This is a genomic window from Pelotomaculum propionicicum (assembly GCF_004369225.1).
In the GTDB taxonomy this organism is placed as follows: Bacteria; Bacillota; Desulfotomaculia; order Desulfotomaculales; family Pelotomaculaceae; genus Pelotomaculum_B; species Pelotomaculum_B propionicicum.
Genome location: NZ_QFFZ01000015.1, coordinates 45,312 through 70,018, shown reverse-complemented (window position 1 = coordinate 70,018; position 24,707 = coordinate 45,312). Strand labels below are relative to the sequence as shown.

The following is a 24,707-nucleotide window of genomic DNA, read 5'->3' as shown; positions in this document are numbered from 1 at the left end:
CTTCAATCTTGTCTTTGTAACGTTCGGTAAGTAACATTGTACGTTCCCCTATGTCGCTGTTATGATTGCACAGTATTTCGACATGGGTTTAATAAATCCTATTGGTTCCGGCTTGTCCGGGTTAGGAAGATCGCATTAATATTTTTTCCGGCAGGGGGAAGTCGCAGTGCAAGTAAATGTAGACCGGGAAAGCCGTACTCCACTGTACCTGCAAATAAAAAACCAGATCCGGCAGCTGATCCTGTCCCACAGCCTGCAGCCCGGTTACCGGCTGCCGCCGGAGAGGAAATTGGCCGCCGCCCTGGGTGTAAACCGCAGTACAGTGGTGAACGCCTACCGCGAGCTGGAAGCTGACGGGTTAATCGAGTCTCATGTGGGCAGGGGAACCATGGTAAACTTTATACCCGGTGGAGAGGCGGGGGAAGAGTTATACCTGACCCTGCCCCCAGTCTGGAGAAATTTTTACAGCAGCCGGGCGGGCAGGATGAACAACCCATTTATTAGTAATATCCTGGATATGGTCGCCAGGGAGGATACCATATCTTTCGCTTTAGGCGTGCCTGCCCAGGAATTCCACCCAGTGGAATATTTTAGCTCGATAATTTCCGGGCTTATGAATAAAGAAGGAAGTGCGCTTTTCGAGCATGGACCCACCGCCGGCCATTACCCTCTCCGGGAGTACCTGGCCGGATACATGGCTAAGCGGGCTATTCAGGCCGGGCCGGAGAATATCATAATACTCTCGGGCTCCCAGCAGGGATTGGATTTGGCCGCCAAGGTTTTTATTGAGCCGGGTGACGCGGTAGTGATCGAGGAGCATACATATATGGGGGCTATCCAGGTTTTCGCCGCGGCCGGGGCGCGTATATTCAGTGTGCCAATGGACGAGGAAGGCCTTCAGGTGGATGTTTTGGAGCAGGTTCTTGCCCGCTATCGCCCCAAATTTATATATACCCAGCCTACTTATCAAAACCCGTCCGGTATCGCTATGAGCCTTGCCCGGCGCCGGGAGCTTTTAAGACTGGCTTACCGCTTCCATGTTCCTGTTTTAGAGGATGACCCCTACAGTGAGCTTCACTATGAAGGAGGGTTCCTTCCCTCCCTGAAGTCTCTGGATACCAGCGACCACGTGATCTACCTCAGCACTTTCTCAAAGGTGATTTCCCCCGGCCTGCGCCTGGGTTGGTTGGCTGCGCCGTCCGACCTGGCCCGGCAGCTGCTGATGGCAAAACAGCTGGACGATCTGCACTGCAACACACTGGCACAGTCGGTAGTCAATGAATTTTGCCGTGCGGGATTGCTGCAAGCGCACCTGGCGATGGTAAGGGAAGAGTACCGTAAAAGAAGGGACGCCATGCTGGCGTCCCTGGAGGAATTCGCTCCCCCCGGCCTGTGTTGGAGCCGTCCCGCCGGCGGTTTCCACATCTGGTGCAGCCTGCCGGAAGGAGTTCACGCCGGAGCCCTGCTTTCCCGAGCGGTTGAAAAAAAAGTTACCTTTGTACCCGGGGATGTGTTCTGCGCCAACGCCGGCGGAACGGACCGGCTGCGGCTAAGCTTCAGCCGCTGCTCCGAAACAATAATCCGGGAAGGTATACGCAGATTCTGCACGGTTCTTAGCAAGATGATTAACACAGGGCATGGCCTAGACGAGGCGGCACGCCAAAGACAGGATTTGGGGCAGCTGTTTTAAACCAAAATTTTAGAGATACTCGTGTTAGTCACCACTGAGTATTCCTCCCAGAATGCCGCCGCCGATACCGGCTATGCCTCTCTGCTCATCGCGCCTCTGATAGCGGGAAGCGGCCACAATCCGGTCGGCCAGGCGGGAAAACGGGAGGCTCTGTAAGTAAACCAGCCCCGGTCCGGTCAGCCTGGCCAGGAACAGCCCCTCACCACCAAAAAGGGCGTTTTTAAACCCGCCGATAAACTGGATATCATAGTCAACCGAAGGCGCAAAGGCAACCAGACATCCGGTGTCAACCCGCAAACTCTCGCCTGGCTGCAAATTCTTTTCGACAATAGTGCCGCCTGAATGAACAAAAGCCATCCCGTCACCGGTAAGGCGCTCTAAAATAAAACCCTCGCCCCCAAAGAGCCCGGCGCCGATTTTTTTAGTAAAGGCAATCTCAATGTCTATCCCCTCGGCGGCACAAAGAAAGGCGTCCTTTTGACACATAAAGTTACCGCCAAGCCTGCGCAAATCAAGAGGTATTATTTTCCCGGGGTAGGGCGCTGAAAAGGCAAGCCGGACTTTTTTAGAAGCGCGGTTTAAGAAGGAAGTGATAAAAAAGCTCTCACCCATCAGCATTCGCTTGAGCCCTTTGAACATACCGCCGGCGGCAGTCTGCATTTCAATGCCTTCCTCCATGTACATCATCATCCCTGCTTCCGCCCGGACACCTTCACCGGGGTCAAGTTCGATCTCGACCATCTGCATGTCGTCGCCAAAAATTTTGTAATCAATCTCATGCGCCATATTAAAAGCCCCCTTTAGATAATAATGAACAAAACAACCTCAGTATTTGCTTCTATTATTTGCGATAATTTCCTGCCGGAATCCGGGTTTAAAAAACATACTTCCCTGTAAGAACCAGTGATTTATTATCACAAAAACAGGCACGGTGCGGTCTTTTAAAAGTTCAATCAGCGGAACGAACTCTTTTTTATCAACCAGGGAATATTCCCTGCAGACCTCCGCGCACTCACCGCAGCCCGCGCAGTTGTTCTGCTTGATAACCACGTTGCCCTCCATGTCTCTGACAATAGCGCCGAAGAGGCAGGAGGCCTCGCAGTTTTTCCTTTTATCATCGCCGCAGTCAGGCGGGCAGTCCCTGACCTTAAAAACTACCCTGTTCGGGTCTCCTGCGCCGGAAGCGTAACGCACGTATTCTCCGGTGACTTCATTGCCCTCTTTTTTTATTTTTTTAATCTCCTCAGGCATATCCCCGCGGTAGCCCGATTTTACAAGCCTTTTAAATATTTCATCATAACCAGAACCGCCCATTTTATCACCTGCCGAAAGTCTGCCTGGTTTAATATCTGTCATTTGCTAAAATTCTATTAAGAGTTGTCAACAACCCCGTCCCCCTGACACCATGCCTTTTTAAAGAATCCTGTTCTTAAGGAAGGTACTTTATTTCAGGTCTAGAATAAGTGTTATAAATATAATTGTAGCGGAGGGGTTTTTGTGTTTGTAGGCAGCGTTAAAGATATAGAAGAGATTAAATTCGTAGGCCCAGGTGTGGTTAACGCCTTCAAAAAGTCCTTGATCGGTCCCGGGGAAGGCTGGGAAGGATGGGTGATGCGGCTTATTACTTTGCGAGACAGGGGATGCTCCCCGCGACATGCTCACCCCTGGCCGCATATCAACTACATCCTGGAAGGCAGCGGTGTGCTGTTCATTGAGGGAAAAGACAACACCCTAGAAGCAGGCTCCATAGCGTATGTACCGTCCAACGCGGAGCACCAGTTTGCCAGCAGCAGCGATCAGGACCTTGTTTTTATCTGTATCGTTCCCGAAGAGGGGGACAAGTAATATAAATTAACAATAAAAATTGCCGATAACCCGTCTATGGCTGGCGGGTTTTGTTTTCAAGCAGATCCGTGAAACTATATGTTGACAGCCACCCTGCCGGAAACTGTTGACAGCAGATAGGTGGTTGGGTAGACTTTAAATATATAAGTATAATGATTGGTTTTATATATATTAAAGGCGTATGTTCACCGGTGAGCATAAGAATCAGTGACACACTGGATATTACAGATGTCGTTTGCCCTGTAACCTTTGCTAAAACCCTGCTCAGACTTGAGGACATGCAGGTCGGAGATATTCTGGAGGTTTTTTAAATGAGGGAGAGCCGCTCCAGAATGTGCCTAAAAGTCTAACCAATGAAGGCCATAAGGTTATTTTAATTGAAAAATCCGGTGACAGGTACAGGATACTGGTAAGAGGGGAATAAAGGCGGTTGACCGGTTATGTCATCATTAAGGGAGGCAGAAATTTTGAAGTTCAGCGAAGATCAAATTGCTAGATACAGCAGGCATATCATAATTGGTGAAGTAGGCTCAAAAGGCCAGAAAAAAATATGTGAAGGCAGGGTTTTAATCGTGGGCGCCGGGGGACTGGGCTCTCCTGTCGCTTATTACCTGGCGGCCGCCGGAGTGGGGACTATTTGTATAATTGATGACGATGTGGTGGATTTAAGCAATTTGCAGCGGCAGATCCTGCACACCACCGGAGATCTCGGCAAGGCCAAGGCTGATTCGGCCAGGGATAAGCTGACAGCGTTGAATCCCGACTGCCGTGTGATCCCACGACGTGAAAGGCTGACGGCGGGCAACGCGCTGGAGATTATCAAAGAGTACGACGCCGTGGTGGACGGGACAGACAATTTCACTACACGTTTTCTGATTAACGACGCCTGTGTCATGCTTGGGAAGCCTTTCTTCCATGGAGGTGTCCTCAGGTTTTTCGGGCAGGCGCTGACGATCATACCTGGGCAGGGGCCTTGTTACCGCTGTATTTTCGGCGAACCCCCTGTGCCAGGCGCCGCGCCCACCTGCGCCGAGGCAGGTGTGCTGGGTGTGCTGCCGGGCACCATAGGGGTTATTCAGGCGACAGAAGTTTTGAAATATTTGCTGGGGCTGGGAGATTTGCTGGTGGGCCGTCTGTTGACCTATGACGCACTGTCACTGCGGTTCGATGAAATCGAGGTGAAGAGAAACCCCGGCTGCCCCGTTTGTGGCGACAACCCCAGCATAACGGAATTAAAGGATTCTCAGCAGCCGGGATGTAACTTACAGCACGGAGAATAACCATGTTTCCGCTGCCAGTTAAATTTATTTCCCGGGTTTACAGGTATACGCGAAAAATAACAAAAGCACTATAACAATGGGGAGTCTCCTGTAAGTGTAAATGAGGGTGTAGAGCATACTGTCACTTAAACCAGCGCCACCCGGCAGGTGATATTTCAGATAAATTGAAACACCGTAGGTGGACGCTTCTATGAGAATGAGGAGGATAGATCCCCAGAGTAATATTCTTTGCATAATACCAACTCCTGGTTTTGGTTCCATATTATCATAAATTAACATTGCATGGTACTTATAGAAGCCAGTGTTCATTTAGTTTTTTAAGAGGTGTCATATTAAAAAATGAACGACCTGGAACAAAAATACGATCAATTGAAACAAATTTTGCAGCAATGCGGGAGTGTAATCGTCGCATTTTCAGGCGGCGTTGACAGCACGTTTTTGCTTAAAGCGGCGGTTGAGGCGCTTAAAGAAAAAGCGGTGGCGGTAACCATTACAGGAGAGATATACCCGCCGGGTGAGACGGAGGAAGCTGTTCAGCTGGCCCGGTCCATAGGCTGTGAGCACCTGCTGGTTGAAAACCGGGACCTGGACAACCCGGTATTTGCCGGCAACCCGCCTGACCGCTGTTACCACTGTAAGAAGAATGAATACGGAGAGATCTTGGAGATAGCCCGTGCAAGGGGTATTAAAGTAGTAGTAGACGGAGTTAACGCTGACGACCTGAGCGACTACCGTCCCGGTATCCGGGCCGGGGAGGAACTGGGTGTGCGCAGTCTGTTGAAAGACGTGGGTTTGACCAAAGAGGAAATACGCGCGCTGTCAAGAGAATTAGGGCTGCCCACAGCCGACAAGCCGGCCAACCCCTGTTTGGCCTCGCGCTTTCCTTACGGAACAAAGATTACTATAGAGGGACTGAGACAGGTTAGTGCGGCGGAAGAGGTGATCAGGCAGGCGGGAGTGCCGCTGGTAAGGGTAAGGCATCACGGCAGCCTGGCCAGGATCGAAGTGCCGCCGGATTATATCCCGCTGGTAATAGAAAACAGTACTGAGATTGAAAAACGCATCAGGGATATCGGGTATAAATATATTACACTTGACCTGCGCGGCTACCGCATGGGGAGCATGAACGAAACCTTGAATTTGAACAGCGCAGAGTAAGTTTTCATACAGGGGATTATTAGTATTGCACAGAAAAAAGCCATGGTTTATTTTCCCTGGCCTGTCGACAAATATAGATAACACCATGGACGACTCTTTCTTCAAACTAGCCAGGGGTTAGTCCCCCTGACTTTGTTGGCGTGGAATTTGATAAATTATGCCTGACAGCAGGCCGTCTTTGCCGCGGCTGATGGAAAGCCCTTTGATATCCTGGCTTTCCAGGAATCCAGCGATAATTTCATTTAGTTCAATTAATATTTTGGTCTGTCTTTCCAGGTCAATGCTGGCTTTTATATAGAAGTGTTTTGACACCACCCAGGTGATTACCCCGCCCAATGCTACACCTGTCAAGCCGCTGATCATACTGAAAAGAGCACTTTCATACATTAAGAAACACCTCTGGAAGGAGTAATTCGCTGAATGGAATTATTTTCCTTCCCGGGTAGTTATCTTTTTAAAAGAAATTTATGGCGGCTCTTAACTGTTGTTCGTATACTTAGTGTTGTAATATAAAGCATTGTTATTTCTGCGTAATAATAGATAAAAATATTCTATTAAAATTATAGAGGAAATATATATGCATATAGTGAAAGGGTAGGTGATGTTAGATTCAAGATCGGAGGATGATCACCATGCGCCCACAGATGATGAAGATTTTTGAAAATATGCGTAATGACAATGCGTTCAGCGTTCAGAACGCCAAAGATAACGGCTTGAAGGTTGTCGGCTTGTTCTGTGCCTATTCCCCCATGGAACTGGTACTGGCAGCCGGAGCCCTGCCGGTCGGACTTTGCGGCACCAGACATGAGCCTGTCGCCGCTGCTGAAAAGGTTCTGCCGCGCAATCTCTGCCCGCTGATCAAGTCAAGTTTCGGTTTTGCCTTAACCGACACCTGCCCTTACTTCCGGGCTTCTGATTTTATAATTGCTGAAACGACCTGTGACGGCAAAAAGAAGATGTTTGAGCTGCTCGGACAGATTAAACCTATGCATGTGCTGCACCTGCCGCAGGGCACCAACCGTAGCGGCGTCCTGCAGTGGTGGCTGGAGGAGCTTTATTTGCTCAAAGAGCGGCTGGAGGAGTTCCTGGGTGTAACAATCGGCCAGGAAGACCTGAGAGCTGCCATCAAGGTGTGCAACAGGGAGCGGACAGCTTTAAAAAACCTGCACGAACTGAACAGGACCGACCCTGCCCCCATGACCGGCCTGGATATGCTCACCACTATCTTTGTCAAAGGTTTTAATGTTGATAAGGAAGAAGGTACCGTACTGATCAACCAGCTTGCTGAAGAAGTCAGAAAAAATGCTGAAAAGGGGATTTCCCCCTTTGCCAAAGGCACGCCCCGTATTCTGTTAACCGGCTGCCCGGTTGGCATCGGCTCGGAAAAAGTGGTGCGCCTGCTGGAGGAATGCGGCGGCAGTGTGGTTTGCTTTGAAAGCTGCAGCGGTATCAAAACTCTAGAATACCTGGTAGACGAAGATGAGGGAAGAGACCCGATGCAAGCTATTGCTGAAAGGTACCTGCAGATACCCTGCTCATGTATGACGCCGAACAAGGGGCGGCTGGATCTTCTCGGCAAACTCATCGTTGACTACCAGGTAGACGGAGTGGTAGACCTTACCTGGCAGGCCTGCCATACTTATATCGTTGAAGGAGAGCTGGTCCGCCGCTATGTCAAGGGAGACTTCGGGCTTCCCTACATCCAGCTGGAGACCGATTACTCCACATCGGACATTGAACAGCTAAAAACAAGGATTTCAGCCTTCATCGAAATGCTCAGCGGGAGTTGATTATTAAAAATGTTCACTGTGGGAATCGACGTCGGTTCTGTTACCACTAAAGTTGTGCTGCTTAATGGCAGGGGCTGGCGGTATGTGGTCAGGCCGACCGGGTGCAGCCCCCGGCAGGCCGGCCATGAGGCTTTTGAGGAACTGCTGGGCCAGGCCGGGCTGTCGCAAGACGATATATCATGCGTGATCGGGACCGGTTACGGCAGGATATCCCTGCCTTTTATTGATAAGGCTGTGACTGAAATTACCTGCCACGCCAGGGGAGCGCATCATCTGCTGGCAGGGGCCGATATGGTTATCGATATCGGTGGCCAGGACAGCAAGGTAATACTTACGGACGGGCGGGGCAGTGTCGTTAACTTCGCCATGAACGACAAGTGCGCCGCCGGAACGGGCCGGTTTTTGGAGGTAATCGCCGCCGCCCTCGGCTCTGACGTCAGTGAGTTGGCTGACAAAGCACGCGGCGCCGAGCCTGTGGCGATCAGCAGCATGTGTACTGTTTTCGCCGAGTCGGAAGTGATCAGCCTGCTGGCGCAGGGTGTGGCTAAAGGGAGGATTATCGCAGGCATCCACCGCTCCGTGGCCAGTAGGGTAGCAGCTATGGCAGAGCGTCTGGGCAAGGGAGAGCAGATTATCTTTACCGGCGGTGTGGCCAAAAACGAGGGGGTAAGGGAAGCTCTGTCCAGGGAACTGGGGCGGGAAATTATTGTGGATCTTCGCTCCCAGCTTGCCGGCGCCCTTGGCGCCGCCCTCCTGGCACGGGAAAAACCGGTTCGTAAAGAAAAGTAAGGGGATGTTAATAACCTACGCGATTGTCAGGGGGACGGGGTTGTTGATAACCAGTGGGTTGTCAACAACCCCGTCCCCCTGACACCTGCTTTAAATTCCACTACCTATTCTTGCTCCTTGGTCTCAATAATCAAACCCTCCACGTGCCGCTTGCTCATGAGCTTGCGCTTTTTCCTGTTTTCCTTGCTTTCGAAGACTATATCCAGGTCGTAGTCTTCGGGGTAAAGGTCCTTGGCCGCCACATGGAGGGAGAGCCTCTTGTGGCTGATTTTATATTTCTTTTTCATTACCATTACCACTACTTCGCCCCTGCCGTTTTCAGGCTCATAAACGATTCCTGTACGGTTCATACTGCTGATGAATACGCAGTCTCCTTTAACGAAGGTGCTTACAGCAGTTTTTTGCGTCTTATCTGTCCGGTTTCCGCCAGCTTTGGCTGCGGTTGCTTTAATAGCCGGCGGATCTGCTTGTATGGCTGCTGTATCTTCACCAACCTGAGGTTGTGGCCGGAGCGTCACTTCGCAGGAGTAATCTTTCTTATCCCCGTATGTTATCTCATGTGCGCGTTCAATAATCCGCCGACGCACCCCGAGTCTCAAAGCGATCAGGAATGCGTTGCTTTCTCCCGGCCGGCCTATGGTCAGTTGGTACAGGGGCTTGAGGGAATCGATATCGAACTCCATGCGGCCGTTTTTGAACCCCTCGTTCTTAGCCGCAAATTCTTTGATTTCGCTGATATGGGTTGTAGCCACGATAGTAGCGCCCCTGCTGAAGACCTCTTCCAGCACCGCGACGGCGAACCCCATGCCTTCACCCGGATCGGTGCCCGCTCCCAGTTCGTCCATCAGCACCAGGGAGCGGGAGTTGGAATATTCAATGATGGCAGATATATTTTTTACATGGGATGAAAAGGTGCTCAGGGACTGCTCAATGCTTTGGCCGTCACCGATGTCCGCAAGGACACGGTCGAAAACGGCTAACTCGCTTCCTTCCTGGACAGGCACGTGCAGGCCGGACTGAGCCATCAATGTGAGCAGTCCCACCGTTTTCAAGGCCACCGTTTTCCCTCCGGTATTAGGCCCGGTAATAACCAGGGTACTGTAGCCTTCTCCAATCTGAAAATCCAGCGGCACAGCGTTATTGCCGATGAGAGGATGCCTGCCGCCTTTTATTATGATCTTATTGCGCTCATTCAGTTTTACCGGAAAGCAATCAAGGGATTTGCTGTATTTCGCCTTGGCAAAAATGAAATCATACTGGATAAAAGCCTCCACATTGATCGATATCTCTCTGATGCAGGCTTCTACAATTTCTGTCAGGCAGGACAGGATCCGGAAGACTTCCTTTTCCTCTTCCATTTTCAATATGTTGAGCTCTTCCTGGAGCCTGGCGATGGCCGCCGGCTCAATGAACAGGGTGGAACCGCTTGCTGAAAGGTCAAGCACATTTCCCGCGAAGCTTTTCTTATATTCTCTCTTTACGGGGATCACGTACCGACCGTTCCGCACGGTGACTACTGCTTCCTGAATAACCCCAGCCAAAGAAGGAGAAGACAAAATGCTGTTCAGCTTTTGTTTTATTCTCTCATCGGCGACGGCAATCTTTTTTCTCAGCCTGTTCAGCTCCGGTGTGGCCCTGTCATCTACTCTCCCGCTGACTATGCACCTGTCGATTTCATCATGCAGGTGGGGCAGTTCCGACATGGATAATGCATATGAAGCCACGACTGGTGAGACCTCCTGCATCTGGCGCATGAACCTTCTGAGCTTCCTGACGCTTGCCAGCAGTTCTTTGACCGCTGTTAGTTCATCTGTTGTAAGGGCAAACCCTTTCCCTGTCTTGGCCATTACCTCGCCAATCTTCTCCATTGCGGTTAGCGGGACGCTGGCATTTATATCAATAATGCGCCTGGCTTCAGTAGTCTCAAGCAACCACCGCTCAATTTCGGTTATATTAACAGACGGCTGAAGTTTGTCGAGCATGTTTTTAGCCGGTTCGGAAATGGCGTACTGTTTTAAGTTTTCCTTTAGTTTGTCGTATTCCAATATTTTCATTGTATATTCGTTCATCAGGCGGATACCTCCCCAAAAATAGACAGGCTGTGATGAACACCCTGCGTTCAATCACAGCCTCAATCAGCGCAACTTGCCGCGAAAATACATTAGAAAACCGTGCTTTTGAGCACGGTACAGCACAATGCTTTTATTTACGGAAGATGAGCAGACTATACGGTGTTCTCAATTAACCAGCCCGCGTTGCAAACCAATTAAGCCGCGCCATAAAACGCCGGCCCGTTGCGGACGATCATATTAGATTTGGTTAATTTAAAACAACCTCAGACACAAACTCATTCCCCTGTTTTGTGGATATTCTTATTCTAGTTTGTTCAAAGCCGGAAGTCAATACGTTTTGGTGGTTGATCAGGGTTAGTTGAGGGCAGGACATAAAATTACATAACATAACTTGACGTAGCATTAAATAACTATTATAATAGCAATAAGTAATATATAGTGATAAAAATAAACATAAGAGACCAGGAAAATTATTGTTTTTGTTTATTGACAGCTATGTTTTTTATTCATATAGCAAAAACACCTATCTCCTCCCTCTAAAAAACACCTCCGTTTCTACCAGAAATGAAGGTGTTTTTGAGCCAGGTTTTATTAAGTTCGGTTCCGTCCTATTTCTTATCGATCATTTCCAGGAAGGCTTCGACCCGTGTTTTGATCTGACCGGAATCCTCCTGCCCGTAATCGGTTTCAATCTTTAACATAGGTATGTCGTTTTCTTTCAGTATGTTCTCAACCCGGTTGGCTTCCACCAGATAGGGGTCGCAGAAAGCCAGGGAGCAGTGAATAATCCCGTCTGCTTTGTATTCTTTGGCCAGGTTCACCAGTTTTTCCATCCGGCCTTCGTTGGGTGTGAAGCAGGCGCAGTTGATATTTAGATAGCGGCTGGCGATATCTTCAACCATTTGTCCGGTGTTTTCAGCTTCCTCCGGCACCAGGTTTTCAAAATAGCGAAGGCCGGTGCACAGTTCCTCGGCCACGATCACGGCGCCGCTGGTTTCGATAATGTGAGGTATCTTCCAGTTCGGTAGGGCCATCGGCGTGCCGGTAACGATAATCCTTGGCGCGGCGGGTTCAGCAAACCCCTTTCCTTCCTTCACCCTGACTTCAAGCTCGTCGCAAAGCGCGTTCAGCTGCGCGGTAAACCTGGGCACATCATCATACATAGCGATTTGTTCGATCAAGAGGCAGTCCTTGCCGCTGATTGGCGTAGGGATGTTCTTGCGCAGTTCGGAAAGGCGCAGCAGCGCCCTGCGCTTGCCGTTGATATCCTTAATTGATTGCCGCAGCGATGTGTCCGTGACCTTGCTGCCTGTGAATTCCTCCACTTTAACTAAGAAATCCTGCACCTCGCTCCGCCATAACTGCTTGTCTTTTTCACGTTTCATTTGGGGTGTTTCCATCATGTGTACGGGCACATAGTCGTTTAAAATCTCAAAAGCTTTCTTTTTGCCGTCGCAGGTTGTTTCGCCCACGACCATGTCGCAGGACTCGAAATAGGGGCAGACCTTGCCAAGCTTGAACCCCATGAAAGACTTGATCAGCGGGCAGATGTTTCTGGGCAGCACTTTTTCCGCCTTGGCCGCGCCGATTTCAACTCCCGAGCACAACCCGACACAGATCCCGCCTGCCGCGCGGACAATCTCCTCGGGCACGAAGACGCAAAAAGCGCCGATCACCTTGCCGCCGGCCGCCTTGTGTTCCTGCAGTTCCTGTATGCGCAGGCCGTGCACTTCACTGATTACAAAGTCGAAATACTCCATACCCTCCGGCCGGTTTTCCTGGCTCATGTAAACCTGCCCGTAAGTGGGCGGCAAAACATTCAAAAGCTTATCGTGCGCCTCCAGGTCTACACCGATGGATTCCCACATCTGACGGTAATCTTTAGCCATATCAACACTCCCTCTGTACGTAATTTTAAATCGGCTCATATAACGAACTATCATACTGGAACTTTTCTGTTGTTATATAAGACTTTTATGTTTGAGATAAATAGTCCTTTATTTTAACAATTCATTGTTTTTATGACCTATCTTATGTCAATAAAATAATCAAATGATAGATATAAAGGAAACGTTTAGATAAAGGGAGAAAACACTCAATTATCCTGTGATAATAGTGGATTAATTAACAGTAATGTTAAGTTTTGGGGGAAGTTGGATTGGTTGTTGAAAAAAAGCCTGCAATTTGTGGCATATGCCCCGGCGGCTGCGCGGTGGAAGTTACGCTCGAAGACGGCAGGCTGGTGAAAGCTGAGCCGCTGCAAGGGGCGCCTTACGCGAATTTGTGTGTCAGGGGTAGGTACGCGCCTGAGATAGTGTACTCGCCGCACCGCCTGCAAACGCCGCTGATCCGCACAGGAGAGCGCGGCGAGGGGAAGTTCCGTATTGCGTCCTGGGATGAAGCGCTGGACCTGACGGCGCAAAAAATGAACGAGATCAAGGCGAAATACGGCCCGCAGGCCTTACTCAGCCACTCCGGGCGGGGCGCCTTCGAACAGTCGCTGGTGGAATTCTGCAACTCACGCGATTCAGTGGCCAACAACCTGCTGCTGCCGTTCGGCTCACCGAATATTGCCAGCACCGGTTCTTTGTGCTTTGTTTCATACGGCATCCTGGCGCCCATGGCCAACTTCGGCCTGCCCGGAGCCTGGCTGACCCCGGACCTGGAAAACAGCAACCTGATCGTTGTATGGGGTACTAACCCGGTCACCGATTCCCCGCCAATTTTCTTTAAAAGGATAGCCAGGGCGCAGCGCAAAAAAACCAGAGTCATAGCTGTGGACCAGATGCGCTCCGATATAGCCGGGCGAGCCGACCAGTGGGTGGGCGTGCGCTCGGGTACGGACGGCGCTCTGATTTTGGGCCTGCTCAATGTGGTAATCAATGAGCAGCTGTACAACCGTGATTTTGTGGAAAACTGGACGCTGGGCTTTGCGGAGCTCAGCGATTATGTGAGGAATTTCACCCCGGCAAAGGTTGAGAGCATCACCCGGGTGCCGGCAGCGACCGTGACGGCGCTGGCCAGGGAAATAGCCAACACAGAGGGAGTCAGCCTGCGCACTTACACCGGCCTTGAATACACCAACAGCGGCGTGCAGAACATCAGGGCGCTCTATATCCTGTGGGCGCTGACTGGCAACCTGGACGTGCCGGGCGGTTTATGCTTGTCCGCCCCGCCTGCCAGTCCTGCGCAACGCGAGAAAATAGAGGCGCCGGCGGGGGTGCTGCCCATCGGCGCTGATAAATACCCGCTGTTTTATGAACTGACCAGGAGCGCCCACTACATGGAATTCCCCAGGGCGGTCCTGGAAGGAAAACCTTACCCGGTAAAGGGTTTGCTGATCAACGGGTCCTCCACTCTGACATCTTACCCGCAGCCTGCAATCTTTGAAGAGGCCTACCGCAGCCTGGATTTTATGATGGTAATTGACCTTGTGATGACCCGGGACGCGCTGTTTGCCGATGTGGTGCTGCCGTCGGCCACTTATTATGAGATCAATTCCTACCAGCGCTACCCTGGTTACGTACGACTCAGGAGACAAGTAATAAAACCTGTGGGCCAGTCGAAGAATTGTTTTTTAATTATGGCTGAACTGGCCAACAGGCTGGGTTACGGCCACCTCTACCCGCAAAGTGAGGAAGAGGTTATTGAAAAGGCTTTTGCCGGGAACCCCGGGCTGCTTGAAGCTTTAAAAAACAGCCCTGACGGGGTTAAGCTCCCATATCCGGAGCGGCGTTATAAAAAATATGAATTGGGCCTTTTGAGGAAAGACCGTGAACCCGGCTTCCCGACCCCTTCAGGCAAAATGGAGATTACTTCCAGCCTGATGGCCAAACATGGCTATGACGCGCTGCCTGTCTACACCGAGCCGGCGGAAGGCCCCCTGCAAAACCCTGAACTCTGCAGGGAGTTTCCTCTGGTAATGAACACGGGCGCCCGGATTCAGTCAACCTTCCGCTCCCAGCACCTGAACGTGCCCGGACTGGTCAAGCTGCAGGAAAAGCCGCAGGCTTTGATCAACCCGGTTGACGCGGCGGAGCGGGGCATCAGCAGCGGGGACAGGGTTGCGGTAAGCACCAGGAGAGGACGGGTTTTCTTTTACGCTGATGTGACTGAAAAAGTTTTACCGGGCCAGACAGAGGTTAACATGGGCGGCGGGAACCCGACCCAGGTCGAGGCCTGGCGCCTGGCCAACGTGAATGATTTAGCGGACTTCAGCAACAGGGACCCTGTTTCAGGATTTCCCGTGTTCAAGGCCCTTTTGTGCCAGATTGAAAAAGCTTGAGGAAGGGGGGATTACAGTGCCAAAGGTTAAAGTGGAGTTTATCAACACCTGCCCCTGCTGTGATGAACATGTGCATACCATAAAAAACGCGGCCGCCAAATACGGTAACGACGTGGAAGTGAAGATTTACTACGCTGGCAAGGATTTCGACTACCTGAAGAAGTACGGCATGGTGACAAAAGGGACCATGATCATAGACGGCAGGAAGAAAATTGACAACCTGTCAAAGACAATAATTGAAAAAGCTATGGAAGAAGCGCTGAGGGGATGATGGTATTTTGATCCTGGAGTTGTTGCAGAAAGTCATCCTGACCGCCCTGGACATCCTCAACGGCGCTTCGGTGTGGCTGATCATAAGCTTTGTTCTGGCGGGGCTGATGCACAATTTGATCAGCCCGGACAGGCTGCAGCGCATGCTGGGCAACCGGAGTATCCCGGCGCTGGCCAAAGCCACGGTTTCCGGGATGCTTCTTCCTATCTGCAGCTGCGGGGTGATTCCGCTCGGCCTTGGCCTGTACTATTCCGGCGCCTTCCTGGGGCCGACCCTGGCCTTTATGACGGCCACCCCAATCATCAACCCGGCGGCCGTCCTGCTAGCTTACGGGTTCCTGGGGCCGCAGATCGCCACTATCTACCTGTTGACCGGGTTTGTTGTTCCGATGCTGATCGGTGTCATTGCCAACAAGCTTGCCGGGCCTGAGATCCACGCTCCCGGTTCTGAGGTGCCCGTGGTTCTGGCCGAAATGGAATCCGGGGAGCAGGCCGGCCTGTCCCAAAAGCTGCAGGCGGGTCTGCAGTGGGGCTTCCTCGATATGGGGGTTTCCGTGAGCAAATACGTTTGCGTGGGTATGCTGCTGGCAGGGCTGATTATTGTTCTGGCGCCCCCGGCCTTTATCCAGCAGTACCTGGGCAACCCGGGCATGATTTCTGTCGCCGGCATCGCTATCCTGGGCGCGATCATGTACGTTTGCGCGGTGGGACATATCCCGTTTATCGCTGCTCTAATAGCCAGCGGGGCGGCGCCGGGTCTGGCCATAACCTTTCTGATGACCGGCGCGGCCACCAACCTGCCTGAGCTGATCAGCATGTACAAATTAATTGGCCGGAGGACAGTTCTGATTTACACTTCTGTATTAATCAGCACCTCTTTTTTAGTGGGATATATCACCAATATAATGCTGCTGCCTGGTTTCACACCATTTTTTGACCTGAGCAAAACCCGCCAGACAGTCGGCCTTGCTAATAATATTATCTTTGCTGCGCCGGAGCCCCTGCGCTATTTATGTACAGCGGTTGTCCTGCTGCTTGGTCTGTACGCCCTGTGGCCGGGATTTAAAAAGGCGCTGGCCAGGGTCAGGGCCGCCTGATGTCCCGCCGCTGGCTGATCTGCGTTTTGCTGATGTGTCTGCTTGCCGGGGCAGCGGCGGCCGGCTGCGGCAAAATGTCAGTTAACAAAGGAGAGCAAAGTGATACAAGCAGAGTAAGTGCGACAGGAGAACCGTCCCCTTGTCTCAGTTTTTTTGCTTTGACCCATGAGGGCAAAGAGGTGATAAAATGCGCTAGCGCCGACCTTAACGGCGACAATATTGAAGATTTGGTGGTGATTTATAGGGAGAGCGAAGAGAAAAACAGCATGCTGGTGGTGCTGGGCGGCACCGGTGAATGCCAGTGCACAAATGAAGTGCCGGCACCGGTGTCCAACCAGATGATTACTTTTAAAGATATTGACAATAAGCCACCCCTGGAGTTTATCGTCCAGGGCATGAAAGGAGCCAACGTCGGTTACGCAATCTACCGTGTGGAAGGAACCAGCTTGGAAGATTTATTTGGGGAAGGGATGAAAGACTGCTGCTAGGTTTTATTAAATTCGAGGAGAAATGGGGATGGTCCCCCGCGGGCTTCAAACCCGTTTGTCCGCCTGTCAGGCAGGCGGGAGTCGTGTTCGAATCCGACTTCTCCTCACCAGGCTTTATTTTACAAAAGATACCGGTTTAGAGAGGATGGAATAAACCATGACAAAAATTAAACGTGCTCTGCCGCTTTCTGTATTATTAATTATTTCGCTGATCATGCTGGCAGGCTGCGGCGGAGGTAAAAAGCAGACGGCTCAAAACACAACGGCGGGCATTCCGGAAAAAGACAAGGACTACATCGTCAACCTGGGCTATTACAACTGTGACCACATGACCGCCGCCTGCATAGCCAAGGACGCGGGAATATTCGACCAACTGGGCCTTAAAGTGAACGTGACCGGCAACGGCAAGGTCCCCGAGGCCATGGCCGCCGGCAAGATGGATGTGGGCTACATAGGTACAGAAGGGTTAATCCGGGCTTTCCAAAAAGGCTCGCCGATTTTTGTGGCCGCCAACAACCACCTGGGAGGTTCCTTCTACCTGGTGGCTTCAAATGAGATCAAGGACGCCAAAGGGTTGGTCGGCAAGAAAGTGGCTATTGGTGATGTGACCGACTCTTACTGGGTCCGTATGGCCAATGATATCGGCATACCGTTTGATGAGAAAAGTTATCAAAACTTTGATATGGCTGACAAAGACGAATTTTTTGCCGTGAAGGCAGGTCAACTCGACGGCTACCTCTGCTGCGACCCATGGGGGTCAATGGCTGAATACGACAAGTCCGGACACATTGTTAAGGCAGTAGGGAAACTGCCCACAGGTGATTGGGGCTCTTGCTGTGTCTATTCCATGAATCGCAACTTTGCCAAAGACCACCCCGAGATAGCTGCAAAGATGCTGTTGGCTCACACGAAGGCTATCGAATACGTCTACACCCACCCTGTCCGGTCGTCTGAAATATTCGCGGCGAACTATTATGTACCCCAGGAAGTGGCGCTGATGACTATTTATAAGAAGACGGTTGATGAAGGAAGGACCCTGACCTGGAAAGTCAACCCTAAAAATTTTCAGGATGAAGTTGATTATATACTGGGTTTAAAAACTCTGGAAACAGCCCCGACGCTGGATCAATTTATTGACACCAAGCTGCTTGAAGGATGCGGGGCGGATAATTTTGACACCTTCATTAAAGAAAAGGTGGACCCGGTCTTCCCGGTAGGCATGCCTTATGAGGAGTGGAAGAAAAAAGCTTACGAACTGGAAGGGAAAAAGGCTTAAAAGTACTTATGAAAAAGGTATTTGCCGTCCTAGTGGCTTCAGTCTTGTTGTTTCTGGTTGCATTCTCAGCCTTCCCGCAGCGGGAAGAAAACAACGGGAAGGTAAAAATCGGCGCTCCTGACGACACAGGCGGCATGATTATACACTACCTGATTAACGAAAAGGGGTACGGTGACGCAGAGACGCAGGGAGACTTTGAAATTTATCCGGTTAAGGACTGCTGCGCCAGCACTTCCCAGTGGGCTTTAAGCAGCGATTTGCTCGACCTTGCGGTTATGTGTCCCGATGCGGCCGCAAGCCTGCTGGAAAAGGACGGGCGGTTTGAAATCGTCAGCCCGTGCCTGGTCAATTCGGACATTGTGGTAGTCCGGCCGGGAGTTGTACCTCAAAAAATCGGGGTGGCCCAGAACCGCTCTCACCAGGAGCAAATCGCCGCCGGTGTATTTGGCCCGGATGTCGCAACGGCTCCCATGCTGCCGGCGGCCATCCCCTACGCTTATGAGAAAAACGCGGTTGACGGAGTGGTCGTGGACGCCCTGAGGGGGTTTACCATGGCCGGCGAGAAAATACCCGCGCCGGCTGTGCCTGACGGACATATCACCTACGTGCTGGTTGTGAATAAAAGTTTTAAGAAAGATTCCCGTTACCATGAATTCATAAGCTTGTTTCGGGTGTCGGTTGAAGAGTTAAACAAACCTGATGCGCTGTTAGAAGAAATCATGAAATATAAAAATATCGAATTTACACGTGAGGAGGTGGAACAATGGAACCGGTTGGGGATAAGGCACGTTTTTACAACTCCAGGAATACGCGGTTAATGCGTGAAAAAGTCATGGGAGCCTTTGGTCAAAAACAGTTGTTGTATCGTTTGATTACCATCGCGTTTGTTTTTGGTGTCTGGCAATTAGCCGCCAACCATTACCACAGTGAATTTATGATGCCGTCTCCCTGGAAAACGATGGTTACCTTCACCTCTGTCGTACAGGATCCGGAGGTTGTTAAGAACCTGATGATAACTTTAAAAAGGGTTCTGACGGGTTTTCTCTACGCTTTGATGATAGGCGTGCCTTTGGGGTTTCTGATGGGCTACTCAAAGACGGCCCTGCAGTTGTTTGACCCCTTAATCGATTCACTCAGGCAGATCCCGATCATGGCCTGGGTGCCGCTGACCATAGTCTGGTTCGGCCTAGGCGATGGTCCGACAATATTTCTAATCGCTTTTGCAGGGGTTTTCCCCATTGTGCTCAATACCGTGGCCGGAGTACAGAATATCTCCAGAGATTATTACAATGCGGCCCGCAGCATGGGGGCCGGGCCTTGGAGCATTTTCGCCCACATCATTGTGCCCGCTTCGCTGCCGGACATCCTGATTGGCGGCAGGGTTGCCGTCGGGCTGGGTTGGATGTCGGTTATCTGAGCGGAATTTATCGCGACGAGTGCCGGCTTCGGCTACTCTATGGTGGAAGCTCAAACAAGGATGCAGACAGGCAAGCTGGTTGCCCTGATGATTATAGCCGCCCTGATCGGGTATGGCATAGACCGTATTTTGCAGTTTTTTAACAGGTCTCTGACCAAATGGAGGTATATCCAGTAATGGAACTGAGAGTGGAAAATATCTCTAAGAGTTTTAATAATGAAAACAATGTCCAGACAGTCCTTAAAGACTTGAACTTTACCGTGCGTGAAGGCCAGTTTGTGACCCTGCTGGGTCCGTCCGGCTGCGGCAAGACCACCCTGCTGACGATCATCGCCGGGTTTCAGGCCGCCTCCGGCGGAACAGTCCTGATCAACGGGCGGCAGGTAGCCAGGCCGGGGCCGGACAGGGGTTTTGTTTTTCAGAACTACGCGCTCTTTCCCTGGATGACGGTCAGGGACAACATCCTCTACCCGATGAAACAGCGCAAGGTGCCTGGCAAAGAACGGGAAAAACACCTGGCGGAACTGCTGGCCATGGCCCAGCTGGAGGGCAAGGAAAAGCTCTTTCCGCACCAGCTGTCCGGGGGCATGAAGCAGAGGGTCGCCTTTATCCGTGCTCTGGCCGGCAGGCCGGAAGTGCTGCTGATGGACGAACCTCTGGGAGCGGTGGATATGCAGATGAGGCAGTCTTTGCAGGAAGATCTGGAGTCGCTCTGGCTGAAAGACAAGACCACTGTGGTGATGGTGACCCATGATGTCGATGAAGCTATTTTCCTCAGCGACAGGGTGATAGTCATGTCAGCTCATGAAGGAAAAATAGTGGAAGACATGCCTGTCAGGCTGCCCCGGCCCCGTGACCGCCAGGGTACGGAGTATCATAAACACAAGGAGCACCTGGTCGAAGCCCTCAGGACCGCCATGGGCAGGCGGGCCGAGACGGCGGAGACGGAGAGAAAGCTGTGCCTGGCCTGAGAGAAGGGAGAGATAATAACGTGGCGATATTAGCAGGAGTATTAGAAAAAGTTGAATTCAAAAACTATCCAGCTGAAAGGCTAGTCATTGACAGCATCTCCTCCAGGTTAACCGGGGAAGAACGGCTGTTAAGGCTTCATTTGCTGGACCAGATTATAACAAAAGGCGGGCCGGTCAGCATCAGCAGCTTAAAACAGGCAGCCGCGCTGCGGCGTCTGGATACAGATCCATAGTCAGAAAGATGGACAAGAAGCGCTCATAGTAGCCAGGATGCTTTTTAAATTAACTTAAAATAATTGAAGGAGGACTTTAATAATGAAAATAGCCTATGTTTTCAGTTCGACCACTTCACAAAAAATCCTGAACACCATGATCATTCCCCAGTTGGAAAAAGGCACACACGGTGTAGATGTGGCGGGGATGTTCTTCTTTATGGACAACACCTTTTTCCTGCTGGACGGCACCGAAATGGGGGACAGGCTGCGCCAGATCCAGGAAATGAACGGGATGCTGCTCATGGCCTGCGACCAGTGCGCCATCGAGCGCGGTATCGAGGAAAAACTGATCCCAGGCGCGCAGATCGGCTGCTTCCCGCAGCTCTACGCCGCGCTGGGCGGTGTTGGGGTGGACCAGGTAATCACACTGTAAAATTCTGTGGTTGTTGATTGAGAAACTCTTGTGACAACATGGTGTTTGCCGACATGTCAGAATCGATACAGTTTTAAAATAAAAAAACAGGATCTTTAATGATCCTGCTTTTTATGTGGCTCGTGGGCATATCTAAATTTCTCAAAAGCGATAAGTTTAAAAATCTTATTCGCAAAATTGAGAAATAAAAAGATTTGGTTTAAGAAAATACATGTATTTTATAGACCATATTTCTTTATTTTCCTATATAAAGTAGCCATACTCCAACCTAAAAAGACTGCCGTCATTTCCTTGCCTCTTAAGGTATTGCCATACCTCTCCAGGGTTGTGGCAATAAGTTCTTTTTCATATTCTTCCAGAGGTGTTGAAATGATTTTTTTATCTGAGTATTTTATCCGCAAATATTCTGGGAGATTATCTATTTTAATGTAATTATCATCTTCCATATTAATTGCGTACTCTTGTTGACTTTCGGAAAAGTCTTTATTCATAGTTTTGGCGTCGGATAACCTAATAAAGGATAATACAATACCTGTTAATAAATGATCAGTTAGTATCGGTTTTGCGGTGCAAATTATGCGGTGCTTCTTTTTGCCTATCTGGCAAGTGATTTCTTTTGATGTAAAATTCTTCCCGGAAATGATTTCATTTAAGATGTATGTATAAGGGAATATACCATTTATTGATTGACCTATTATAAGATTTTTATCTAATCCCAAGATCTGTTCGGCAGATTAACCTGATGAGTATTATTCTAGTTTGTGTGCCGGCTACCTTAATAGGAGTAATTGCCGGCGCGATTTATGCGAGCAGAATGGGCAAAGACCTTGATCAAGATCCGGAAGAAGATAGGAAAGTATGTCTTAAATCACAGTTATATGATGCCGGGGCTGATAACAACAGTTGTTTCACTAGCCGTAGGATATGGATTGGCCAAGCTCTTTTAAATAAGACCAATAAATCAAAAAAATGGAAAGCCCGTAACTGTTGGCAGAAATGAGACAACCCTGATAGAAAGGCGCCTGAATCCCTCTAAATTATGGAGCCTCAGGCGCTTTTCCCATAAAAATATTTTTCCCGCGGCTTCACTTTCTGATTAGAGGTCGTGGTAACAACTTGTTTGTTTTTTGATGAAGATTTATTTTTTAATGTATAATTGTCTCAATTACTATCTATAAAGAGTAATTTCGGAAAGTCGGTTTGCAAAGACCGTTCTGTCATCGCGAGGAGCGAAAGCGACGTGGCGATCTCACAGTATAAAGCGGGGGTAAGAGCCGGAGATTGCTTCGCTTAACGCTCGCAATGACAAACGGTAGGACTTTCCTTAATTGGAATTATGGTTGTCCGGTGGTTCTAAATCCATTATACGAGGAGATATAGAAATGAGAAGTAGAATTAAAACGGAGTTGTCAGATTACTTTAAAAACGAAATTTTATTTCCTGGCATTGTTAAGGAGTATAAGATTGGTTTTAACGAAATGATCTTATTAAACAAGGCTTACGCTATAATGCTGGTAAAGGAAAAGCTAATAGATGAAGTTAATGGCAAATTAATTCTCCAGGGTTTGAAAAAAGTACAAAACGGTTTAACATTAAAAGATCTTGACGGCAGATATGAAGAGCTTTATTTCAATGTGGAACAGGCTTTAATTAAAGAAGTTGGAGTTAAAGCCGGCGGAAAACTGCATGCGGGAAGAAGCAGAAATGATATCTATGCGACACTTTGGCGTATGGAGGTAAGAAAATCGGTATGGGTTATTTCACAAAGGATTATTGCGCTTCAAGAGGCACTCCTGAAAAAATCGGCTGAAAACATAGAAACTGTTTTAACCGGATATACACATATGCAGCCGGCACAACCGGTTACCCTGGGGTTCTATTATATTGCCGCGTTTAATGTCCTGCAACGCGATTTTGAAAGAGTAAAAAATGCTTATGCCAGAACAAATTTATCGCCTTACGGAGCCGCGGCGCTTGCCGGTACGGGATTCCCTGTTAATCGCCGGACCTTAAGTGATTTGTTGGGCTTTGACGGCATTTTATCCAACGCTCTTGATTGTGTCGGTTCCAAAGATTACCTGTTGGAAGTGGAATCGGCACTGGCGATCATGATGGTTAATATCAGCAGAATGGCCCAGGACCATTATTTATGGTGCACAGATGAATTCGGATTATTAGATATTGGCGGAGAGATAGCTGTTTGCAGCAGCATAATGCCGCAGAAAAAGAATCCCGTTTCGCTGGAACTTGCGAGGGCAAAAGCAGCGCATATTATGGGAGCGCTGGTATCTAGTTTATCCTCCCTGAAGAATACCCCATTTTCGCTGTGTATGGATTTGTTTGAATCACATAGCCAGTATTGGGATGCTCATGAAGAAGTTTTACATAGTCTGGGCCTCCTAACAGAAACCATCAAGCACTCAAATTTGAAGAAAAGCATAGCTTTTGAAAAGGCGAAAAACAACTTTTCAACAGTGACCGCACTTGCCGACTATCTGGTTTTTAAATTTAACATATCTTTCTCCGAAGCGCATGATATTGTCGGAGGCATGGTAGCGGAAGTACTGGATGAAGGTTTGACTATCGAAGCAATGAATAGTTCTCTTATTAAAAAAGTTTCTAAAGAGATTTTGGGGAAGGGACTGGATTTAAGCCAGGATGAGATTAACGACGTGTTGGAACCTCACAAAAATGTACAATCTAAAAAGAGTATCGGAGGTCCCGGTAAAGATTCGGTTGAGAAAATGATAGGTGAAGCAAATGATTGTTTAGAAGCTGAAAAACTATGGCTAAAAGAGGCAATCGCCCATGTTGAAAGTGCCTATGGGAAAATACAGATGGAAGAGAATAGAATTTTGGCGTTTAACCCGCAGCGACAATGAAAGAGGAGAAAATTGTAATAGGGTTAGGCAAAGTAGTATTCATAAATGAAAAGCAAGAAAAGCTGGCGGCATTGAATATACTGACGGAGAAATATGCAGGGGCCACAGCGTTTGAATACCGGGAAGAATCACTGTCAAAGGTGCAAGTGCTAAAAATAGAAATAAAAGAAATGACCGGAAAGAAAGCTGGATATTAAAGAGACTAACGAAGCCCTTGGTATTCCAAGGGCTTCGTTGAGTCTAAATGAGTCTTTCACGCTCCTTACCCGTGGTATTCGTCATTTTAACTACGGTCTCACATTCTCTGGCCAGTTCTTTGATGGTTTTGTACGGATTTGATGGATTATACACAGCTGGATTTCAGTCTTGGAAAATACTCCGAATTTCCTTGTTTACGCAGAGATATTGACAAAAACTAAAATTGGTATATGATGATATTCAAATAATCATATGAACGTTATAGTGTTATTGTCTTAAAAAAATTACAGGAGACTTAAATAATGTCTGGTTTAGGAGCGGAATCGTTGCTGGTATTCAGGTTAGAGGGACTCAGAACTATGTGTATGTGACGTCGCCAGTATCCTTGGCACTAATGTGGCTACGGCCTCCCATCATTTAAGGCTCCTGCGTAATATGGGGCTGGCCAGGCAGCGCAGGGAAGGCAAATTTGTTTATTATTCACTGAGTGACAAAAACCTGGGGGCGCTTATGGACAGCGCTTTGAAGCATATACGTGATGAGGAATAATA

At 49.4% G+C, this 24,707-nt stretch carries 26 protein-coding genes, 1 tRNA gene and 1 pseudogene; 22 read left to right on the top strand and 6 right to left on the bottom strand.

Going from position 1 to position 24,707, the window contains the following annotated elements:
• Positions 1-166: 166 nt before the first annotated feature.
• Complete coding sequence (gene pdxR / locus Pmgp_RS08740) at positions 167-1,690, top strand: MocR-like pyridoxine biosynthesis transcription factor PdxR (protein ID WP_134213604.1); 1,524 nt, start codon at positions 167-169, stop codon at positions 1,688-1,690.
• A 24-nt stretch (positions 1,691-1,714) separates the two neighbouring features.
• Here pdxR and Pmgp_RS08735 read toward each other — a convergent pair whose 3' ends face one another.
• Both Pmgp_RS08735 and Pmgp_RS08730 read right to left on the bottom strand, forming a co-directional pair.
• On the bottom strand, positions 1,715-2,476 hold the full coding sequence (locus tag Pmgp_RS08735) for a TIGR00266 family protein (RefSeq protein ID WP_134213603.1): 762 nt from the start codon (positions 2,474-2,476) through the stop codon (positions 1,715-1,717).
• Between the two features lie 39 nt (positions 2,477-2,515).
• Entirely contained in the window at positions 2,516-3,004 is a 489-nt protein-coding gene (locus tag Pmgp_RS08730; protein WP_192902858.1) for a hypothetical protein, read from the bottom strand.
• A 183-nt stretch (positions 3,005-3,187) separates the two neighbouring features.
• Here Pmgp_RS08730 and Pmgp_RS08725 point away from each other — a divergent pair, with 183 nt between their 5' ends.
• From Pmgp_RS08725 to larE, 4 genes are all read left to right on the top strand, one after another.
• The gene (locus tag Pmgp_RS08725; protein ID WP_134213602.1) at positions 3,188-3,535 is read left to right on the top strand and encodes a cupin domain-containing protein; all 348 of its coding nucleotides are present in this window, start codon (positions 3,188-3,190) and stop codon (positions 3,533-3,535) included.
• Positions 3,536-3,726: 191 nt separating this feature from the next.
• Positions 3,727-3,846, top strand: a complete 120-nt coding sequence (locus tag Pmgp_RS20705; protein ID WP_345789135.1) for a sulfurtransferase TusA family protein — start codon at positions 3,727-3,729, stop codon at positions 3,844-3,846.
• Between the two features lie 156 nt (positions 3,847-4,002).
• Positions 4,003-4,815, top strand: coding sequence for a HesA/MoeB/ThiF family protein (locus Pmgp_RS08715; protein ID WP_192902857.1), 813 nt, complete (start codon positions 4,003-4,005; stop codon positions 4,813-4,815).
• Positions 4,816-5,154: 339 nt separating this feature from the next.
• A complete protein-coding gene (gene larE, locus Pmgp_RS08710; RefSeq protein WP_134213600.1) occupies positions 5,155-5,973 on the top strand; it encodes an ATP-dependent sacrificial sulfur transferase LarE in 819 nt (272 codons plus the stop codon).
• A 117-nt stretch (positions 5,974-6,090) separates the two neighbouring features.
• Here larE and Pmgp_RS08705 read toward each other — a convergent pair whose 3' ends face one another.
• Positions 6,091-6,360 (bottom strand): hypothetical protein, encoded by a 270-nt coding sequence (locus Pmgp_RS08705; protein ID WP_134213599.1) that lies wholly within the window; start codon positions 6,358-6,360, stop codon positions 6,091-6,093.
• Positions 6,361-6,605: 245 nt separating this feature from the next.
• On the opposite strand from Pmgp_RS08705, the gene Pmgp_RS08700 reads away from it, so the two are divergent.
• Complete coding sequence (locus Pmgp_RS08700) at positions 6,606-7,763, top strand: double-cubane-cluster-containing anaerobic reductase (protein WP_134213598.1); 1,158 nt, start codon at positions 6,606-6,608, stop codon at positions 7,761-7,763.
• Between the two features lie 9 nt (positions 7,764-7,772).
• Entirely contained in the window at positions 7,773-8,552 is a 780-nt protein-coding gene (locus Pmgp_RS08695) for an acyl-CoA dehydratase activase (RefSeq protein WP_134213597.1), read from the top strand.
• Between the two features lie 104 nt (positions 8,553-8,656).
• Here Pmgp_RS08695 and Pmgp_RS08690 read toward each other — a convergent pair whose 3' ends face one another.
• Together Pmgp_RS08690 and Pmgp_RS08685 are read right to left on the bottom strand one after the other, a co-directional pair.
• Positions 8,657-10,621 (bottom strand): endonuclease MutS2, encoded by a 1,965-nt coding sequence (locus Pmgp_RS08690; protein ID WP_134213596.1) that lies wholly within the window; start codon positions 10,619-10,621, stop codon positions 8,657-8,659.
• A gap of 611 nt (positions 10,622-11,232) precedes the next feature.
• Positions 11,233-12,513 carry a double-cubane-cluster-containing anaerobic reductase gene (locus Pmgp_RS08685; protein WP_134213595.1) on the bottom strand — a complete coding sequence of 427 codons (1,281 nt, stop codon included), beginning with the start codon at positions 12,511-12,513 and terminating at the stop codon, positions 11,233-11,235.
• A 269-nt stretch (positions 12,514-12,782) separates the two neighbouring features.
• Here Pmgp_RS08685 and Pmgp_RS08680 point away from each other — a divergent pair, with 269 nt between their 5' ends.
• The 11 genes from Pmgp_RS08680 (at position 12,783) to saoD (ending at position 21,076) form a co-directional block, all read left to right on the top strand.
• Entirely contained in the window at positions 12,783-14,909 is a 2,127-nt protein-coding gene (locus Pmgp_RS08680) for a molybdopterin-containing oxidoreductase family protein (RefSeq protein WP_243119783.1), read from the top strand.
• Between the two features lie 16 nt (positions 14,910-14,925).
• On the top strand, positions 14,926-15,180 hold the full coding sequence (gene saoT, locus Pmgp_RS08675; RefSeq protein ID WP_134213593.1) for a thioredoxin-like (seleno)protein SaoT: 255 nt from the start codon (positions 14,926-14,928) through the stop codon (positions 15,178-15,180).
• 7 nt (positions 15,181-15,187) lie between these two features.
• Positions 15,188-16,276 carry an efflux transporter SaoE gene (saoE, locus tag Pmgp_RS08670; protein WP_134213592.1) on the top strand — a complete coding sequence of 363 codons (1,089 nt, stop codon included), beginning with the start codon at positions 15,188-15,190 and terminating at the stop codon, positions 16,274-16,276.
• Positions 16,276-16,764 (top strand): Cys-Cys-COOH (seleno)protein SaoC, encoded by a 489-nt coding sequence (gene saoC, locus Pmgp_RS08665; RefSeq protein ID WP_153189197.1) that lies wholly within the window; start codon positions 16,276-16,278, stop codon positions 16,762-16,764. The genes saoE and saoC overlap by 1 nt, the downstream gene beginning before the upstream one ends.
• 14 nt (positions 16,765-16,778) lie before the next feature.
• Positions 16,779-16,874, top strand: a tRNA-Sec gene (locus tag Pmgp_RS19495).
• 47 nt (positions 16,875-16,921) lie between these two features.
• Positions 16,922-18,040 (top strand): ABC transporter substrate-binding subunit SaoX, encoded by a 1,119-nt coding sequence (gene saoX / locus Pmgp_RS08660; protein WP_134213590.1) that lies wholly within the window; start codon positions 16,922-16,924, stop codon positions 18,038-18,040.
• 8 nt (positions 18,041-18,048) lie between these two features.
• Positions 18,049-18,858 carry an ABC transporter substrate-binding (seleno)protein SaoB gene (gene saoB, locus Pmgp_RS08655; RefSeq protein WP_134213589.1) on the top strand — a complete coding sequence of 270 codons (810 nt, stop codon included), beginning with the start codon at positions 18,049-18,051 and terminating at the stop codon, positions 18,856-18,858.
• Positions 18,804-19,634 carry an ABC transporter permease subunit SaoP gene (saoP, locus tag Pmgp_RS08650; RefSeq protein WP_239591051.1) on the top strand — a complete coding sequence of 277 codons (831 nt, stop codon included), beginning with the start codon at positions 18,804-18,806 and terminating at the stop codon, positions 19,632-19,634. The genes saoB and saoP overlap by 55 nt, the downstream gene beginning before the upstream one ends.
• Complete coding sequence (gene saoA / locus Pmgp_RS08640; protein ID WP_134213586.1) at positions 19,634-20,428, top strand: ABC transporter ATP-binding protein SaoA; 795 nt, start codon at positions 19,634-19,636, stop codon at positions 20,426-20,428. The genes saoP and saoA overlap by 1 nt, the downstream gene beginning before the upstream one ends.
• Positions 20,416-20,661, top strand: a complete 246-nt coding sequence (locus Pmgp_RS08635) for a hypothetical protein (protein ID WP_134213585.1) — start codon at positions 20,416-20,418, stop codon at positions 20,659-20,661. Before saoA ends, Pmgp_RS08635 begins: the two co-directional genes overlap by 13 nt.
• Positions 20,662-20,743: 82 nt before the next feature.
• On the top strand, positions 20,744-21,076 hold the full coding sequence (saoD, locus tag Pmgp_RS08630; protein WP_134213584.1) for a DsrE-related protein SaoD: 333 nt from the start codon (positions 20,744-20,746) through the stop codon (positions 21,074-21,076).
• 218 nt (positions 21,077-21,294) lie between these two features.
• On the opposite strand, the gene Pmgp_RS08625 is transcribed toward saoD, so the two are convergent.
• Positions 21,295-21,795, bottom strand: coding sequence for a helix-turn-helix domain-containing protein (locus tag Pmgp_RS08625; protein ID WP_134213583.1), 501 nt, complete (start codon positions 21,793-21,795; stop codon positions 21,295-21,297).
• On the opposite strand from Pmgp_RS08625, the gene Pmgp_RS08620 reads away from it, so the two are divergent.
• From Pmgp_RS08620 to Pmgp_RS08605, 4 genes and pseudogenes are all read left to right on the top strand, one after another.
• Positions 21,789-22,076 carry an anaerobic C4-dicarboxylate transporter family protein gene (locus Pmgp_RS08620; RefSeq protein WP_345789137.1) on the top strand — a complete coding sequence of 96 codons (288 nt, stop codon included), beginning with the start codon at positions 21,789-21,791 and terminating at the stop codon, positions 22,074-22,076. The two genes, Pmgp_RS08625 and Pmgp_RS08620, sit on opposite strands and share 7 nt — an antisense overlap.
• Positions 22,077-22,458: 382 nt before the next feature.
• The gene (gene argH / locus Pmgp_RS08615) at positions 22,459-23,958 is read left to right on the top strand and encodes an argininosuccinate lyase (RefSeq protein ID WP_134213581.1); all 1,500 of its coding nucleotides are present in this window, start codon (positions 22,459-22,461) and stop codon (positions 23,956-23,958) included.
• Positions 23,955-24,155 (top strand): pyridoxamine 5'-phosphate oxidase family protein, encoded by a 201-nt coding sequence (locus tag Pmgp_RS08610; RefSeq protein WP_134213580.1) that lies wholly within the window; start codon positions 23,955-23,957, stop codon positions 24,153-24,155. Before argH ends, Pmgp_RS08610 begins: the two co-directional genes overlap by 4 nt.
• A gap of 361 nt (positions 24,156-24,516) precedes the next feature.
• Positions 24,517-24,705: pseudogene (locus Pmgp_RS08605) on the top strand (ArsR/SmtB family transcription factor); the annotation flags it as partial.
• Positions 24,706-24,707: the final 2 nt, after the last annotated feature.

What these genes read in the sequence shown, in the direction of transcription:
- larE (WP_134213600.1), top strand. Translation starts at nt 5,155, where the DNA reads ATGAACGACCTGGAACAAAAATACGATCAATTGAAACAAATTTTGCAG.
- Pmgp_RS08610 (WP_134213580.1), top strand. Translation starts at nt 23,955, where the DNA reads ATGAAAGAGGAGAAAATTGTAATAGGGTTAGGCAAAGTAGTATTCATA.
- Pmgp_RS08735 (WP_134213603.1), bottom strand. Translation starts at nt 2,476, where the DNA reads ATGGCGCATGAGATTGATTACAAAATTTTTGGCGACGACATGCAGATG.
- Pmgp_RS08695 (WP_134213597.1), top strand. Translation starts at nt 7,773, where the DNA reads ATGTTCACTGTGGGAATCGACGTCGGTTCTGTTACCACTAAAGTTGTG.
- Pmgp_RS08730 (WP_192902858.1), bottom strand. Translation starts at nt 3,004, where the DNA reads ATGGGCGGTTCTGGTTATGATGAAATATTTAAAAGGCTTGTAAAATCG.
- saoA (WP_134213586.1), top strand. Translation starts at nt 19,634, where the DNA reads ATGGAACTGAGAGTGGAAAATATCTCTAAGAGTTTTAATAATGAAAAC.
- saoX (WP_134213590.1), top strand. Translation starts at nt 16,922, where the DNA reads ATGACAAAAATTAAACGTGCTCTGCCGCTTTCTGTATTATTAATTATT.
- saoC (WP_153189197.1), top strand. Translation starts at nt 16,276, where the DNA reads ATGTCCCGCCGCTGGCTGATCTGCGTTTTGCTGATGTGTCTGCTTGCC.
- Pmgp_RS08685 (WP_134213595.1), bottom strand. Translation starts at nt 12,513, where the DNA reads ATGGCTAAAGATTACCGTCAGATGTGGGAATCCATCGGTGTAGACCTG.
- saoD (WP_134213584.1), top strand. Translation starts at nt 20,744, where the DNA reads ATGAAAATAGCCTATGTTTTCAGTTCGACCACTTCACAAAAAATCCTG.
- saoB (WP_134213589.1), top strand. Translation starts at nt 18,049, where the DNA reads ATGAAAAAGGTATTTGCCGTCCTAGTGGCTTCAGTCTTGTTGTTTCTG.
- argH (WP_134213581.1), top strand. Translation starts at nt 22,459, where the DNA reads ATGAGAAGTAGAATTAAAACGGAGTTGTCAGATTACTTTAAAAACGAA.
- Pmgp_RS08690 (WP_134213596.1), bottom strand. Translation starts at nt 10,621, where the DNA reads ATGAACGAATATACAATGAAAATATTGGAATACGACAAACTAAAGGAA.
- Pmgp_RS08700 (WP_134213598.1), top strand. Translation starts at nt 6,606, where the DNA reads ATGCGCCCACAGATGATGAAGATTTTTGAAAATATGCGTAATGACAAT.
- Pmgp_RS08705 (WP_134213599.1), bottom strand. Translation starts at nt 6,360, where the DNA reads ATGTATGAAAGTGCTCTTTTCAGTATGATCAGCGGCTTGACAGGTGTA.